This is a genomic window from Fructilactobacillus lindneri DSM 20690 = JCM 11027 (assembly GCF_002907375.1).
In the GTDB taxonomy this organism is placed as follows: domain Bacteria; phylum Bacillota; class Bacilli; order Lactobacillales; family Lactobacillaceae; genus Fructilactobacillus; species Fructilactobacillus lindneri.
On the sequence record NZ_MIYK01000001.1, the window covers coordinates 158,327 to 173,689 of the forward strand.

At 32.1% G+C, this 15,363-nt stretch carries 16 protein-coding genes, 1 pseudogene and 1 other annotated feature (1 of these 18 running past the window's edge); of the genes and pseudogenes, 12 read left to right on the forward strand and 5 right to left on the reverse strand.

The window, feature by feature from the left end; genetic code table 11:
• The first annotated feature begins 59 nt into the window (after positions 1-59).
• From BHU33_RS00825 to BHU33_RS00860, 8 genes are all read left to right on the forward strand, one after another.
• Positions 60-287, forward strand: coding sequence for a DUF1146 family protein (locus BHU33_RS00825; RefSeq protein ID WP_054646343.1), 228 nt, complete (start codon positions 60-62; stop codon positions 285-287).
• An 18-nt stretch (positions 288-305) separates the two neighbouring features.
• Complete coding sequence (gene murA, locus BHU33_RS00830) at positions 306-1,577, forward strand: UDP-N-acetylglucosamine 1-carboxyvinyltransferase (RefSeq protein ID WP_054646342.1); 1,272 nt, start codon at positions 306-308, stop codon at positions 1,575-1,577.
• 64 nt (positions 1,578-1,641) lie between these two features.
• Positions 1,642-2,664 carry a rod shape-determining protein gene (gene mreB / locus BHU33_RS00835; RefSeq protein WP_054646341.1) on the forward strand — a complete coding sequence of 341 codons (1,023 nt, stop codon included), beginning with the start codon at positions 1,642-1,644 and terminating at the stop codon, positions 2,662-2,664.
• A 12-nt stretch (positions 2,665-2,676) separates the two neighbouring features.
• The gene (gene yidD, locus BHU33_RS00840) at positions 2,677-2,925 is read left to right on the forward strand and encodes a membrane protein insertion efficiency factor YidD (protein WP_054646340.1); all 249 of its coding nucleotides are present in this window, start codon (positions 2,677-2,679) and stop codon (positions 2,923-2,925) included.
• 21 nt (positions 2,926-2,946) lie between these two features.
• Positions 2,947-3,162: a DUF2969 family protein gene (locus BHU33_RS00845; protein ID WP_056997654.1), complete on the forward strand. Its 216-nt coding sequence runs from the start codon at positions 2,947-2,949 to the stop codon at positions 3,160-3,162.
• Between the two features lie 36 nt (positions 3,163-3,198).
• Entirely contained in the window at positions 3,199-4,395 is a 1,197-nt protein-coding gene (locus BHU33_RS00850) for an FtsW/RodA/SpoVE family cell cycle protein (RefSeq protein ID WP_054646338.1), read from the forward strand.
• Positions 4,396-4,486: 91 nt separating this feature from the next.
• Positions 4,487-5,626, forward strand: a complete 1,140-nt coding sequence (locus tag BHU33_RS00855; protein WP_054646337.1) for a D-alanine--D-alanine ligase family protein — start codon at positions 4,487-4,489, stop codon at positions 5,624-5,626.
• A 255-nt stretch (positions 5,627-5,881) separates the two neighbouring features.
• The gene (locus tag BHU33_RS00860) at positions 5,882-6,775 is read left to right on the forward strand and encodes a helix-turn-helix transcriptional regulator (RefSeq protein WP_054646336.1); all 894 of its coding nucleotides are present in this window, start codon (positions 5,882-5,884) and stop codon (positions 6,773-6,775) included.
• Between the two features lie 54 nt (positions 6,776-6,829).
• On the opposite strand, the gene BHU33_RS00865 is transcribed toward BHU33_RS00860, so the two are convergent.
• The 5 genes and pseudogenes from BHU33_RS00865 to rpsD all read right to left on the reverse strand — a co-directional run bounded on the left by BHU33_RS00865 (position 6,830) and on the right by rpsD (position 10,136).
• A complete protein-coding gene (locus BHU33_RS00865; protein ID WP_054646335.1) occupies positions 6,830-7,318 on the reverse strand; it encodes a universal stress protein in 489 nt (162 codons plus the stop codon).
• A gap of 64 nt (positions 7,319-7,382) precedes the next feature.
• Entirely contained in the window at positions 7,383-7,676 is a 294-nt protein-coding gene (locus tag BHU33_RS00870) for a hypothetical protein (protein WP_225354777.1), read from the reverse strand.
• A pseudogene (locus tag BHU33_RS00875) lies at positions 7,673-8,952 on the reverse strand (replication-associated recombination protein A). Before BHU33_RS00875 ends, BHU33_RS00870 begins: the two are co-directional and overlap by 4 nt.
• Before the next feature lie 15 nt (positions 8,953-8,967).
• On the reverse strand, positions 8,968-9,429 hold the full coding sequence (locus tag BHU33_RS00880) for a YueI family protein (RefSeq protein WP_054646333.1): 462 nt from the start codon (positions 9,427-9,429) through the stop codon (positions 8,968-8,970).
• Between the two features lie 101 nt (positions 9,430-9,530).
• Positions 9,531-10,136, reverse strand: a complete 606-nt coding sequence (gene rpsD, locus BHU33_RS00885) for a 30S ribosomal protein S4 (RefSeq protein WP_054646332.1) — start codon at positions 10,134-10,136, stop codon at positions 9,531-9,533.
• A 333-nt stretch (positions 10,137-10,469) separates the two neighbouring features.
• On the opposite strand from rpsD, the gene ezrA reads away from it, so the two are divergent.
• The 4 genes from ezrA to BHU33_RS00905 are packed head-to-tail and all read left to right on the forward strand — an operon-like array spanning position 10,470 to position 15,153.
• Positions 10,470-12,182, forward strand: coding sequence for a septation ring formation regulator EzrA (gene ezrA / locus BHU33_RS00890; protein ID WP_054646331.1), 1,713 nt, complete (start codon positions 10,470-10,472; stop codon positions 12,180-12,182).
• 57 nt (positions 12,183-12,239) lie between these two features.
• Positions 12,240-13,385, forward strand: a complete 1,146-nt coding sequence (locus tag BHU33_RS00895; protein ID WP_054646330.1) for a cysteine desulfurase family protein — start codon at positions 12,240-12,242, stop codon at positions 13,383-13,385.
• A 28-nt stretch (positions 13,386-13,413) separates the two neighbouring features.
• Positions 13,414-14,637 carry a tRNA uracil 4-sulfurtransferase ThiI gene (gene thiI / locus BHU33_RS00900; protein ID WP_056997653.1) on the forward strand — a complete coding sequence of 408 codons (1,224 nt, stop codon included), beginning with the start codon at positions 13,414-13,416 and terminating at the stop codon, positions 14,635-14,637.
• An 18-nt stretch (positions 14,638-14,655) separates the two neighbouring features.
• The gene (locus tag BHU33_RS00905; protein ID WP_054646329.1) at positions 14,656-15,153 is read left to right on the forward strand and encodes a thiol peroxidase; all 498 of its coding nucleotides are present in this window, start codon (positions 14,656-14,658) and stop codon (positions 15,151-15,153) included.
• A 38-nt stretch (positions 15,154-15,191) separates the two neighbouring features.
• Positions 15,192-15,363, forward strand: a binding site (T-box leader) (it continues 33 nt past the right edge of the window).

Below are 15,363 nucleotides of genomic sequence, written 5' to 3' on the forward strand. Positions count from 1 at the left end.
AGACAGTTACATGATTTTATGATATTATTAAAGGTAGCAATAAATTGGAGGAGAATATTATGAACGTATTTGGAATTCAAGCTTTAATGGGAATTATTTGTCAATTATTTTTCATAATTTTATCATTTTGGGCAATTCAAGGAATACATTTTGAACGATTTTTACCGATTCAGGAAAAACAAGGTAAAGTTTTAATTGTTCTATTATCAATTGCGATTGGTTTTCTCTGTAGTTCATTTTTCCTTTCATTTATTGATAATATAAAAAATTTAACATTATTATTTTAAAATTTAGGAGTTTTATAAATGGATAAAATTGTTGTGCATGGTGGTAACAAATTGACAGGGAATGTCCATATTGAAGGTGCCAAAAATGCTGTTTTACCAATTTTAGCAGCTACAATATTAGCTAGTTCAGGCAAGTCACAGCTAACTAATGCACCAATTCTTTCAGATGTTCATATTATGAATGAGGTTTTGCGCAGTTTAGATTTAGAAGTTAAATTTGATGAAAATCAAAATAAAATTACGGTTGATGCTACTGGCAGTTTATCTTCTGAAGCACCGTTTGAATATGTTTCAAAAATGAGGGCCTCAATTGTGGTGTTAGGTCCTTTATTGGCACGATTAGGACACGCACGGGTTGCTCTTCCAGGCGGATGTGCGATTGGTTCACGTCCAATTGATATTCATTTACGTGGTTTTGAAGCCATGGGTGCTAAAATTGAGCAACACGAAGGTTATGTAGAAGCAAGTGCTCCAAATGGTCTAAAAGGTGCTGAAATTTATTTTGATTTTCCAAGTGTTGGAGCAACTCAAAATATTATGATGGCTGCTACGCTAGCTCATGGTAAAACTGTGATTAAGAATGTTGCGAGAGAAGCTGAAATTGTTGATTTAGCTGATATGTTAAATGATATGGGAGCAAAGATTTCTGGAGCTGGAACGGATACAGTTACGGTTGAGGGAGTTCAAAGTCTTCACGGGGTTTCTCATAGAGTTGTTCAAGATCGGATTGAAGCAGGTACCTTTATGGCAGCTGCTGCAATTACCGCGGGAAATGTTTTAATTGAAGATGGGGTTGCTGATCATAATCTGCCATTTATTTCAAAGCTTCGTGAAATGGGTGTAAAAGTTGAACAGGAGAAAAATGGAATTCGAGTTATTGGGCCTGATGAGTTAAAGCCAGTTGATGTTGAAACTGCACCCTATCCTGGTTTTCCAACTGATATGCAATCTCAAATGACAGTTTTACAATTAGCTGCTAATGGTGTTAGCACTTTAACAGAAAATGTTTTTGAAAATCGATTTATGCATTTAGATGAATTAAGACGAATGAATGCTAAGTATGAAATTAAAGGTAATAGCGTTATTATGTACGGTCCAACTGATTTTGAGGGTGCTGAGGTTGCGGCAACTGATTTAAGGGCTGCAGCAGCATTGATTTTAGCAGGATTAATTGCAAAAGGTGAAACTATCATTACAAATTTACAATATTTAGATCGTGGTTATTATGAAATTGAGAAAAAACTACGTAATTTAGGTGCTGATATTGAACGTGTTTCTACTGGTGCATAAATAAATTTAGACAAGTATTATGATATAATCTACTTATCGTAATAATAACGAAGGGAAGAATAACATGGCTCAAGATATTGGAATTGATTTAGGAACGGCCAACGTTCTTGTTTCTGTAACCGGACAGGGAGTAGTCCTTAACGAACCGTCAGTGGTAGCAGTTGATACCAAGACAAATAAAGTTTTGGCTGTTGGAAAAGAAGCGTATGAAATGGTAGGAAGAACTCCTGGAAACATTAAGGCAATTCGTCCGCTTAAAGATGGAGTTATTTCTGACTTTGATGTTACTGAATCAATGTTAACCTACTTTATTAATAAATTAAGTGTTAAAGGCTTAGTTTCGAAACCAAAAGTTATGATTTGTGCACCAACTAATATTACCAATATTGAAAGAAAAGCAATTATTGAAGCTGCACAAAAAGCGGTTGGTGGTGAAGTTTTTCTTGAAGAAGAACCAAAAGTGGCTGCGGTTGGTGCTGGAATGGATATTTTTGAACCCAAGGGCAGTATGGTAATTGATATTGGTGGCGGAACATCTGATATTGCGGTAGTTTCTTTAGGTGATGTAGTTGCTAGTAAATCGTTAAAAGTAGCTGGTGATGTTATGAATCAAAACATTATTGATTTCATGAAACGTAATCATAACATTGTGATTGGTGAGCACACTGCAGAAAAAATCAAAAAAACGATTGGTACCGCAGATATGAATAGTGATGATGTTAAAGAAATGCAAGTACGTGGACGTGATGCCGTTTCAGGAATGCCCATTTCAGTTACCATTAATAGTAATGAAATTGCTGAATCATTGCATGGTACGATTGAAACAATTATTAGTGGTGCTAAAAGTGTCCTTGAAACTGTTCCACCAGAACTTGCTGCTGATATTATTGATCGAGGTGTCATGTTAACTGGTGGTGGATCTATGTTAGCTGATATTGACTCTGTTATTTCAGATGCTTTGACGGTTCCGGTTCTTATTTCAGATGATCCGTTAGAAAATGTAGCCAAAGGTGCTGGTGCTTTATTAGATCATATGAGCGAAAATAAACCAAAGAAAAAAGGATTTAGTTTATTTGGGAAAAATTAATTAGGTGAAATTTTGAAACAAATTTTAATTTCGTTGATTGAATTTTATCAAAAAAATATTTCAGCTTATACAACTGCAAAATGTAGATATCAACCTACCTGTTCTAACTATATGTTAATAGCAATTCAACGATTTGGAACAATTAAGGGAATAATGATGGGTTGTGCTCGGATATTAAGGTGCAATCCATTCGTTAAGGGTGGTTATGATCCAGTCCCAACTCATTTTAAGCTGAGTAAAAATAATAGTACCAAAAATTAGTTTTATTATTAGGGAGTTATGATGGCACGGAGAAAAAAAGAGATAGAAATTACTGTAATTGATAATCCAGAAGATAGTAATGTACGTTTAGTGCAAATTAATGGTCATACAATTGGAACAATTACTCAGTCAGATAATCGATTTGACTGCGTTGTTGGTGACAGTATTTTTCATGAAAAATCAGAAGAAGAAGCACTTCACCAAGTTGTAAGAGAGTATAATTTGCATCAAAGATAAACGTTTAACTTAAATTGATGTTAAGGAGAGTTTATCGTGTTTCGAAAAGAACAAGTAAAAGATGAAAATCGAATTGATTGGGGAATAATTTTTTGTGTGTTGATGTTAGCCTTAGTCGGATTAGCATCAATCTTTGTTGCTGCTGCTCATGACACTGGGTCTACTTCTGTAGTTAAAGCAGTTGTTTCTCAATTAATTTGGTATGCAATTGGGGCTGTTGCAATTGTTGTAATAATGCAATTTGATTCAGAACAACTATGGAAAATCGCTCCGTATGCATATGGGGTTGGAATTTTTCTATTATTTGCAGTTTTGTTTCTTTATAGTAGATCATATTTTGTACAAACTGGTGCTAAAAGTTGGTTTGCAATTGGTCCTTTGACCTTTCAACCGTCTGAAATAATGAAACCGGCTTATATTTTAATGGAAGCAAAAGTAATTGCTGCACATAATAATCGCTATCCAGTTCATACAGTTAAAAGCGATTGGAAATTAATTGGTGTTATGTTTTTATGGACACTACCTGTAATTATTTTGTTGAAATTACAAAACGATTTTGGAACTACGATTGTCTTTATTGCAATTTTAGGTGGCTTGCTAATTGTTTCTGGAATTACTTGGAAGATATTAGGTCCAGGTTTGTTAATTTTCCTTGTTATCAGTATAACGTCTGTTTCATTAGTTGTTACTAAATGGGGACGATCTATTTTAAGTCACTTAGGTTTTCAATCTTATCAATTTGCTAGAATTGATAGTTGGTTGCATCCAGCATCAGATTCCAGTAATCAAGGGTTTCAATTGTGGCAAAGTATGAAGGCGATTGGATCTGGTGGTGTAAGTGGTACAGGATTTAATGTTTCAAAAGTTTATGTTCCAGTTCGTGAATCTGATATGATTTTTTCCGTAGTTGGTGAAAATTTTGGGTTTATTGGTGGAGTTTTACTGATTTTACTATACTTTTTATTGATTTATGAAATGATTAAAGTTACTTTTCAAACTAAAAATGTTTTTTATGCTTATATTTCAACCGGAGTAATTATGATGATTTTATTCCATGTTGTTGAAAATATTGGAATGAGCATTGATTTAATTCCTATGACAGGAATTCCATTACCATTTATTAGTCAAGGTGGTTCTGCCTTAATTGGTAACATGATAGGGATTGGGTTAATAATGTCGATGCAATACCATAATAAAAGTTCGATGTTTAGCACAGAAAAACAATTTTCATAAAAAGCATGCTAAGCATGTTTTTTTTGTTACTTGAAATTATAATTAGTGATATACTTAAGTTTCCAAACAATACGAATGGGAGTATATTTAAATGACAGATAAGAAAACACACGTAGCATTATTATTTGGCGGGGACTCTTCTGAGCATGATGTTTCAAAACGTTCCGCTCACAATATTTATGACGCCATGGACAAAGATAAATATGACGTTAGTTTATTTTTGGTTTCTAAAAATGGGATTATTTTAGATGATGCATCATCTCATCGTGTATTTGATGGTGAGGATGAAGCTGCGGTTTTACAAGATGTAACGGCAAAGTTAGATATGAATAATCCACTCGCTCCAATTATTAATTTAGATAGTACACATAACATTGATGTATTTTTCCCAATTATTCATGGTAATTTAGGAGAAGATGGAACTATCCAGGGATTATTACGATTACTACATAAGCCATATGTGGGTAGTGGAATTATGGCTTCATCTATGGCATATGATAAAGATATTACAAAAAAAATGCTTGATATTGCTGGAGTTAGAAATACTAAATATGTTTTGGTTACACCAGCAAATGCTAAAAACTGGAATTACGATAAACTTAGCAAAAAACTTAATTCTTCAATTATTTTTATTAAACCAGCTAAGCAAGGCTCTTCAATTGGAATTCATCAAATTGAAAACCAAACAGAATATGAGCAGGGAATTAGAGATGCTTTTCAGTATGATGATAAAATATTAGTGGAAGAAGCAATTGAAGGACCAGAAGAAGTTGAAATTTCAATTTTAGGAAATGAAAAACCTAAAGCTTCTAAACTTGGTGCGATTAAGGTACCTGAAAATGATGAATTTTATACGTATGAAAATAAATTTGTTGACGCTAGTGAGGTTAAATTTACAATTCCAGTAAAATTACCAAATGGAGTAAGTGAAGAAATCACAGAAATGGCGTTAAAAGCCTTTACTGCTTTGGAATTAAAAGGAATGGCTAGAATTGATTTCTTAGTTTCAAAAGATTTTAAACCTTATTTGGGTGAAATTAATACATTGCCTGGTTTTACTAATATCTCCTTATATCCACAGTTATGGGAAGCATCTGGAATTAGTTATACTGAACTAATCGATCAACTAATTGAACTTGCTTTTGAAGAATTCAAAAAACAAGAAAAAGTTTTACATGATTTCAAACCTTTGAATCAAAATGATCAAGAAAAAGTTTATAAAGCAAAATAAATAAAAAGGGTTCAAACTAGATATTTATCTAGTTTGAACCCTTTTTTATTTAATGAGTAAAAATTATATATGAAATTATAATAATAACTCTTATAAATTACGTATTTATTAATAGTTATGATAATGGTATTATCACTATTTTGTCATAAAGTTATTGACATTATGGGAATAATATTTCATAATTTTAAGCTGTGCTGTTTAAGATATTGATAATTAATAGCACGACTATTTAAATAAGTAGGAGAGATTGAATACATGGTGATATTTCCATCATCGGCAATGCTAAAGAAGATTGGATTACTTGTCAAAGAACGTCGGCAAGATTTGCATATGTCACAAGTTGAATTAGCAAAAGGAATTTGTACACAAACTACGATTAGTACTTTGGAAAATAATGGTTGTTTTAGCAAATGGGAATTGATTCCAGAGATTATTAAACGTCTTGATATTGATGTTAAAGAGATCGAAAATAAATCTTTATATCGATATGGAGAAAGAAATTTAAGACAAGTTGAGTTATGTCTTTTAACGCATAAATTTTCTAAAGCATTAAAACTACTCTCTAAAATTAAAAAGGAAAATTTAGATTCAAAAGATTTATTAGCTCGATTTTATTGTGATTTAGGTTTTTCACAGTTATTTATGGATGGATCATTGGACGATGTTACAACTAGTTTTACTACGGCAATATATAAACATACATCTAAAAATAATCAAATGGTAATTAGTTGGAGTTTCTTGGGAATGGCGATTGCTTATCAAAGGCTCAGATTACAAAAACGTTCTTTAGAATATTTCAAATTAGCAATCAGTAAATTAAACATTTCTTTACGAAATATTCATAAAAAAGAAGATTTATGGGTAAATACTCAGTTAGCTTTAGCAGTAGTAGTTTTTGGGTTTGAAATTTCTGAACATCAGTTAGTTCAAAAAGAATGTGACTTAGTTATGAATATTTTACGATGCAACTATTCATATTATTGTTTAAAAGATTTTTATTATGTCAAAGGGATTAGTTTGAAGGCAGAGAATAAGGAAGAAGCTGCTGAAAAGTTATTTATGCAATCAAATGGATTATGTTGTTTAAGAAGTAGTAATAATGTTCAAAAATTATTAAAAATTAATCAATATGATGTTGTAAAACAATAGAGAAAAAGGATAATCTTGATTGGTCAAGATTATCCTTTTTCTCTATTATATTTATTAATGATTTTTATTTTTAATTTTTTTAGAATCAATTAGTTGGTTCTTTAGATTAGTACGAACAACTAAAACATCACATGTAGCGTTTCGAGTTACATATTCGGTTACAGAACCAATTAAAAGTCTTTCTACAGCATTTAAGCCAGTGGCACCAATCATAATTAAATCAATGTTTAATTCCTTGGTAAGATCCTTTGCAATGATTGTTTTAGGAGAACCATATTCGATGGAATAATCAACATTTTTAACTCCAGCATCTTTAGCTTCTTGTGTATATTTATCTAAGTTGCTTTTAGCTTTGTCAGAAATATCAGTGACGATTGAAGTATCAAAACTGGATATTTCTTGAAAAGCCCTAGTGTCAATTACATGTACAATGTGAAGATGAGCATCATTTCGCTTCGCAACAGCCACAGATTTTTGGAATGCAAGCTCAGCACCATATGAGCCATCAACTGGAACTAAAATATTATTATATTCTTGAATCATCATAACCACCTCATTACTTTTATTAGTTTAAGTATAATCCATTTCCAAAATATTACCACTGATATTACTTGTTTATAAATTGACTCAATAATAATTCTGGAACTACACAGCCAACACATCCAGCTATTAAAACAACTACAATCATAATTGTTGAATTCAAAAGAACCGCTAAGATGCCTAATAGTGCAATTACAATTAAAGCAATGCCGCTAAATAAGAGAATTTTTTGCAAAGCTAAGTTTGATTCTGGTTTAAATAACATAAAATTTTTATGCACATGTGTTAAAAAGAAACATCCATTTAGTAGTAATAATAATGAAAATAAAATAGCAAGAATGTTAATTGCCAATGAAATCACTCCTTAGATTTTGGTGAACTAGCTTGATTTAAGCGTTTGTATTGTTCTCCTAATGCTTTTTCAAATTTGCCATTTTCTTTAGGATGATAATACTTAGCATTTTTAATTTTATTTGGTAAATATTGTTGTGAAACCCAATCATTAGGGTAGTCATGTGGAAATTTATAACCAACATGCCCTAATTCTTTGGCACCTTTATAATGAGCATCTCGTAGATACTTTGGAATTACACCATAATTTCCAGTTTGTACATCTTTAAGAGCTTCATCAATAGCTGTAATTCCAGAATTTGATTTCGGAGATAAACAAAGTTCAATGATTGCATCCGACAACGGGATTCGTGCTTCAGGGAATCCCAATTTATTAGCAGCTTCAACAGCTGTCACGGTCCTAGCAGCTGCTGAAGGATTCGCTAAACCAATGTCTTCGTATGCAATTACCATGAGGCGACGCGTAAGTGAATTTAAATCACCAGACTCAATTAAACGAGCAGCATAATGTAAGGCAGCGTTCACATCAGATCCGCGAATTGATTTTTGAAATGCAGATAGAACGTTATAGTGACCATCACCATTTTTGTCTTGTGTCAGTGCTTTTTTTGTAAGCATGCTTCTATGTCGCTTAAGGTAACATTAATAATCCCATCAACAGTCTTAGTTGATTTAACAGCTAATTCTAAAGCATTCAGAGCACTTCTTAAATCACCATTGGTATTATGAGTTAAAAAGTTTAAAGCATTATCATCAATATTAACTTTGTAGTTTCCTAAACCATTTTCTGAATCATTTAAAGACCGATCAATGGCAGTTTTAATATTTTGACTTGAGAGGGGATGGACTTGAAAAATTTGAGTTCTGGATCGAATTGCAGGACTGATATTAATGTATGGATTCTCAGTTGTTGCTCCAATTAAAATGATTTGACCACTTTCAAGCAACGGTAATAAAAAATCTTGTTTAGTTTTATCTAAACGATGAATTTCATCGAGTAATAATACCACTGTACCACTCATTTTGGACTCATTTGCAACAATTTGTAAATCCTTTTTAGTATCAGTTGCAGCATTAAGAATGCGAAAAGCATATTTTGATGATCCAGCAATTGCACTTGCAATACTTGTTTTACCAGTTCCAGGAGGTCCATATAAAATCATAGAAGATAACATTTTAGCTTGGACCATGCGCTGAATAATTTTACCATTACCAACTAAATCTTCTTGTCCGACAATTTCTTCTATTTTCTGAGGTCGCATTCGATATGCTAAAGGTTTTTGCATATTATTCCTTCTTTATTAATGAAATAAACGTTTCCAAAAAGATTCTTTTTTATTAGAAGTTGATTTATCCGATGATGATTGCTGATTTTCGGTAGGATGATAATCAATATTATCGACATGAATAGCTTCCGGAGCGGCAATTATAATTCCATAATCTTCTGGTTTTGTTTCATAGATTTTATCAGTCTTCAGCGTAAATTTTACATTGTTAGCTGTAGCTGCTTTTAAATATGGACTTTGTTTTTCCGTTGGAAGATTGCCATTAATGATTATTGTATAGTTGGGATGTTCTTGAATAATTTTTTCTACTTGAGTGAGAGCTTCCTTATTACTAACTTGTGAAACTGTAATTGCAAATGCTACTCTTTCTCTAAAGGTACCTAAATATTTTCTTTGTTCATCTGGATTAATTTTAGGCGTTCCACCATTGATGGCTTGATCAAGTCGATTTTGTACATTTCCGTTATCGGATGACATAAATTAGCTCCTTTAATAATTGATGATTTTATTGTAACATTTATAAAAAAATGTATACAAAAAGCGGTCTCACATGAGATCCGCTTTTTTGATACCAAATTTTAACGGTTGTAGTATTCAACGATTAATGAAGTATCAATATTTGCATTTAATTCATCTGGTTGTGGAAGTCTAGTTAATGAACCTTCAAGCTTATCAGCATCAAATGATACATAAGCAGGGCGACTAACAACATCTTTAACGGCTTCTTGAATGATAGCCATGTCTTTAGACTTTTGACGAACTCCGATAACTTGACCAGGTTTTACTTCGTATGATGGAATATCAACACGTTTACCATCAACAGTAATGTGACCATGGTTAACTAATTGTCTTGATTGACGACGAGTGGTTGCCAATCCTAAACGATAAACAACATTATCTAAACGTTGTTCAAGTAAAATTTCAAAGTTATCACCATGTTTACCTTCACGAATTTTACCAGCTTTTAAGAAAAGTGAGTAAAACTGACGTTCAGTTAAACCATACATGTAACGCATTTTTTGCTTTTCACGTAATTGAACACCGTATTCTGATAATTTTTGACGACGACCTTGGCCGTGAACACCTGGAGCATATGGACGACGTTGTAATTCTTTACCAGTACCTGATAAAGAAATTCCAAGACGACGAGAAATTCTCCAACTTGGGCCTGTATATCTTGACATAAATAATTCCTCCAATAAAATTTTTGGAGTAAAATAATAGATGTACACTTAGTATTCGTGCATATCTCTCAGAACTTTCACCTCAGCAGCCGGTGGGTTACTAATTAAACTATTAGATAGCAAAGATATGTTGACGAGCTTACCATGTACCGCTGCATTATTTTACACGATTCCTATTCTATTTGTATTAGGAGAAAAAGTCAATAAAATATATATATTTAAAGCTTATTTCGTAATCTTTCAAAGTCAGAAGAATGATGTTTATGGTATAATTTGTTGAATAAGCAACGCTATTTTAAAATAAACTAAAAAATTAAAGGTCGGATAAATAAAATGCTCAATGTCATTATAGGTATCTTAGTAATAATAATTATTATTTATATTTCTGTTGTCTTTTATCAAAAGTATCTTCTAAAACAAATTGTTGCGATGGAAAAGCAAAGTAATAGAATGAAAAACCTTAAACTAGAAGAGAGTTTTAAAAAAATTAGTGAAATTGGATTAACTGGAACTTCTTTAAAAAATGTGGATGATGCTTATAAAGAGTTTCAGACAATTACTCAAAATGAATTTCCTAAGGTTAATCGAGCACTGGCCAATGCACGTAAAAATTCAAAAGGGATTAATTTTTTAAAAACACGTGATGAATGTGATCAAGCAGGTTATCTTCTTGAAAAATCAGCAAAGAAAATTGACAGTATTCAGGCAATCCTTGAACATGTTGAAAAATTGAATAAAGAACATAAGCAGGCTGTGGCTGATTTAGAGACAAGTTATAAACAGTTAAGGAAAATATTGTTGACCAATAATGCTGAATTTGGACCTGCAATTGATGCACTTGAGGAACAACTTTCTTCCATAGAAGGAACTTTCAATGATTTTTCTGATTTAACTCAAAAAGGTGACCATGAAAATGCTGAAAAATTATTGCTTGATTTGAGACAAGCAACTAATAAGCTCGAAAATATAATCAAGGTTATTCCTAAATTATTTAAGTTAAATAACGTTAAGTATAAAAATCAAATTGCTGAGATTGAATCAGCTTATTCTAAAATGAAAGCAGAAGGATTTTGTTTTGTAGATGATGATTTTGATATTTCCCTTAAAGAACTTAAAGAGACTATAACAGATAATATTGAAAATATTAAACATTTGGATATTGAATTTGTAAAAGACCAAGATCAAGAAGTTGAAAGTCGAATTAATGGTCTCTATGATAAAATGGAAAAAGAAATGAAAGCGCGGGTAAAAGTTGAAAAGCAAATTAATGTTATTACAAAATTTATTCAGCACGCTAAACAACAAAATGTTACTTTAACTAACGAGTTAGAACGTTTAAGCCATAATTATTCTTTAGAGCATGGTGAGATTGAAAGTGCTAAAGATTTAGGACAAAGGATTGATTCGATTGCCCAACAACACCAACAGGATATGGATAAAATTAAAAATCGTACGGCAGTTTATTCGTATGTTCTAGATAATATAGTAAAGTTCAAAGCTGAATTAACTAAGATAGAAAAACAGCAAATCAAATTAAATGACTCTATTGCGGATTTTAGTGCTGAAGAAAAAGAAGCTCATCAAATTTTAGCTGATTTAACGTCTGAATTACATGCAATTCAACGGAGAATTGAAAATTTGAATTTGCCTGGAATCGCTGATGATTATGTGGACTATTTTGGAATTGTATCTGATGAGGTTAATCATTTAAATTCTACGATGAATAAAGTTAAAATTAGTATGGATGATGTTAATAAACAACTAATTCAAATAAAAAAAGATCGGGATTCACTTCAGGAAAAAACTGATGATTTAATTGATCAGTCAGTTTTAGCCGAACAAGTTATGCAGTATGCTAATCGATATGTAAATAGTAATCCTGAGATTAGACCTGCTATGAAAAAGGCTAAGTATTTATTCGATAAAGACTTTCATTATGATGAGAGTTTGGCTACAATTGCTAATGCAGTTGATAAGGTTGAGCCCGGTGCATATAGACGAATCGAAGACAATTATTACAATACTAAAGCTAAGAAAAACAAATAATGCTAGATACCAGGTCTTGTTGACCTGGTATCGTTTTTTGAAGAAGGAAGGTTCAAAATGATTTATTTTGATAATAGTGCTACTACCAAAGTTGATGATGATGTTTTAAAAACTTACAATCAAGTTAGTGAAAATTTTTGGGGAAATCCATCGAGTCTGCATAACTTTGGGGAAAAGGCTAATGGGTTGTTACAACAGTCTAGAAAACAAATTGCTGATTTGCTTGGTGTTTCTCCGACTGAAATTTATTTTACTAGCGGTGGAACTGAAGGAGATAACTGGGTCATCAAAGGTACAGCAATTCAAAAAAAAGAATTTGGCAAACATATTATAACCACCAAAATTGAGCATGCTGCTGTAAAAAATTCAATGAAAATGTTAGAAAAATTAGGTTTTGAAATCACATATCTTCCAGTTGATGCTGAAGGAAGAGTATCTGCTCGTGATTTGTCTAATGCAATTCGTTCCGACACTATTTTAGTTTCTATTATGGCAGTTAATAACGAAGTAGGAACAATCGAACCATTAGATGAAATTGCAGAAGTACTAAAAAAATATCCTAAAATTCATTTTCACGTTGATGCGGTTCAAGGAATGGCAAAAGGAATTCATGATTTAATTTTTAATGATCGAGTTGATTTTATTACTTTTTCAGGGCATAAGTTTCATGCTCCACGCGGAATTGGATTTATTTATGGTAGAAATGGTCGCAGAATTGATCCATTAATGGATGGTGGGGGCCAAGAACGTGGACAAAGAAGTGGAACTGAAAATTTACCTGCTATTGCTGGAATGGCAAAGGCAATTCGTATCATTAAAGAACATGAAAATCAAAGTATTAATGAAGAACAGGCTATTCGAAAACGAATTTATGATCATATTAGTAATTATGAAAAAGTTGATGTATTTTCAGATTTAAATAATCATTTTGCTCCTCATGTTTTGTGTTTTGCCATTGAGGGAGTAAAAGGTGAGACTATTGTGCATGCATTTGAACAGGAAGGAATCTACATTTCAACTACCAGTGCTTGTTCTTCTAAAAAAGATGAGACCTCTGGAACACTCGCAGCCATGGGAATCCCAAATGAAATTTCCAAGAGTGCTGTAAGAGTATCATTGGGAGACCATAATCAACTTTTTGAAGCTGATGAATTTAACCAAGTGTTTGATAAACTTTATGATAAGTTTAAACATTTAAGTTAAATTAAAAAATGTGAAAGGATGTGACAGAATGAAATATAATGAGATTATGGTTAGATATGGTGAATTATCAACTAAAGGGAAAAATAGAAGAGATTTTATTCGTCAATTAGGTAAAAATATTCGTAATGTTTTAGTTGGTTTTGATGGCATTGAGGTAAAAGCGCAAAGAGATCGATTACATGTTATTTTAAACGGACAAGATGCTCAACCAATTTTAGATGCCTTAAGTAAAGTTTTTGGAATTGAAACGTTTTCTCCTGTTGTCAAATTATCTAAGGATGCATCATTAAAAGAAATCCAAGAGGCAGCTTTGCAAATGATTTCTGAACAATATCAATCAGGAAATACATTTAAAATATCTACTAATCGTCAGAATAAGAACTATCCACTTAATACTTATGGTATTGATGATGGAGTAGGTAGTTATATTTTGGATAAAATTGATGGAATTGATGTTGAAATGAAACGTCCAGATATCAATTTGCGAATTGATGTTAGATTGACTGGAATTTATTTATCAAGCAAAACAATTTCTGGTTCGCTTGGACTTCCAGTTGGTACTGGAGGACGAGCTACTATGATGTTGTCGGGTGGAATTGATTCTCCAGTGGCGGCTTATATGGCGATGAAACGTGGCGTGAAAATAGATATGATTCATTTTTACAGTCCACCTTATACTAGTGAACAAGCATTGGCAAAGGCTAAAGATTTGACGGCAAAATTAACTGCTTTTAGTGGGACATTGGATTTTATTCAAGTTCCATTCACTAAAATTCAGGAAGAAATCAAAGAAAAGGTCCCAGAAGGGTATTTAATGACAATCCAACGTAGAATGATGTTGCGATTGGCAGTTGCAATTACGATTGAAAGACATTGTAACGGTGTTTTTACAGGTGAATCTTTAGGACAAGTTGCCTCACAAACTTTGGAAAGCATGCGTGCAATTAACGATGTAACTACTATGCCAGTTTTACGGCCGTTGTTATCATTAGATAAAACGGAGATTATTAAAATTGCCAGAGATATTGATACTTATGATTTATCAATAATGCCATTTGAAGATTGTTGTACGATTTTTACACCACCATCTCCCAAAACTAAACCTGATTTAGAAAAAACACGTAAATACGAGAAAAATATTGACATTGAAGGGTTAATGCAGGAAGCTTTAGACGGAATCAAGATTTCTAAAATCAATGTCGATGATAATTATTTGAATTCTCAAGAAGATGTGTTTGCGGAATTACTTTAATAAAGGAGTTAATTAATCATGGAAGTTAAAATGTTTTTTAAAAAAGTTAAATTATTTGGTAATCCACCCCAAGTTGGTGAAACATTACCTGAATTTACGGTAGAAAATGCTGCTGGTGACAAAATAAATACTAAAGATTTATTGGGAAAACCAATGGTCTTATGTTCGGTTCCTAATTTAGATAGTGAAGTTTGCAGTCTTGAAACTAAAAAGTTTAATAAAAAGGCTGATGAATTTACTAATGTAAGATTTGTAACGATTTCAAATAATGATTTGGAAGTCCAAAAGAATTGGTGTGCAGCTAAGGGAGTGGATAATCTTGAAGTTATGTCTGATTTTGATGGATCATTTGGGGAAGCAATGAAACTTTATATCCCAGAAATTAAACATTTAGCACGTGCTGTGTTTTTAATTAATGCTGATGGGAAAATAGTTTATGAACAAATCGTTCCACAAGTTGCTAGACAGCCAAAATATAAAGAAGTTATTGAAAAAATAAAAGAACTATTTGAATAGTTGACTAATAGAATAAAATTAAGTATTATTGGATTAAATTAAATGCTTTGAGCAAGAGGTTTTATAAATTAACTTTTAAGCGAGAGAATGTTGGTGGGAATTTCTTAAGTTGTTTTTAAAATGTAACTTGTTAGCAGTCATAATGAATTTAGTAGTTATGAACGGTTCAAACCGTTATTTGTTTTAAGTTGGGATTATTTTAATAATCCA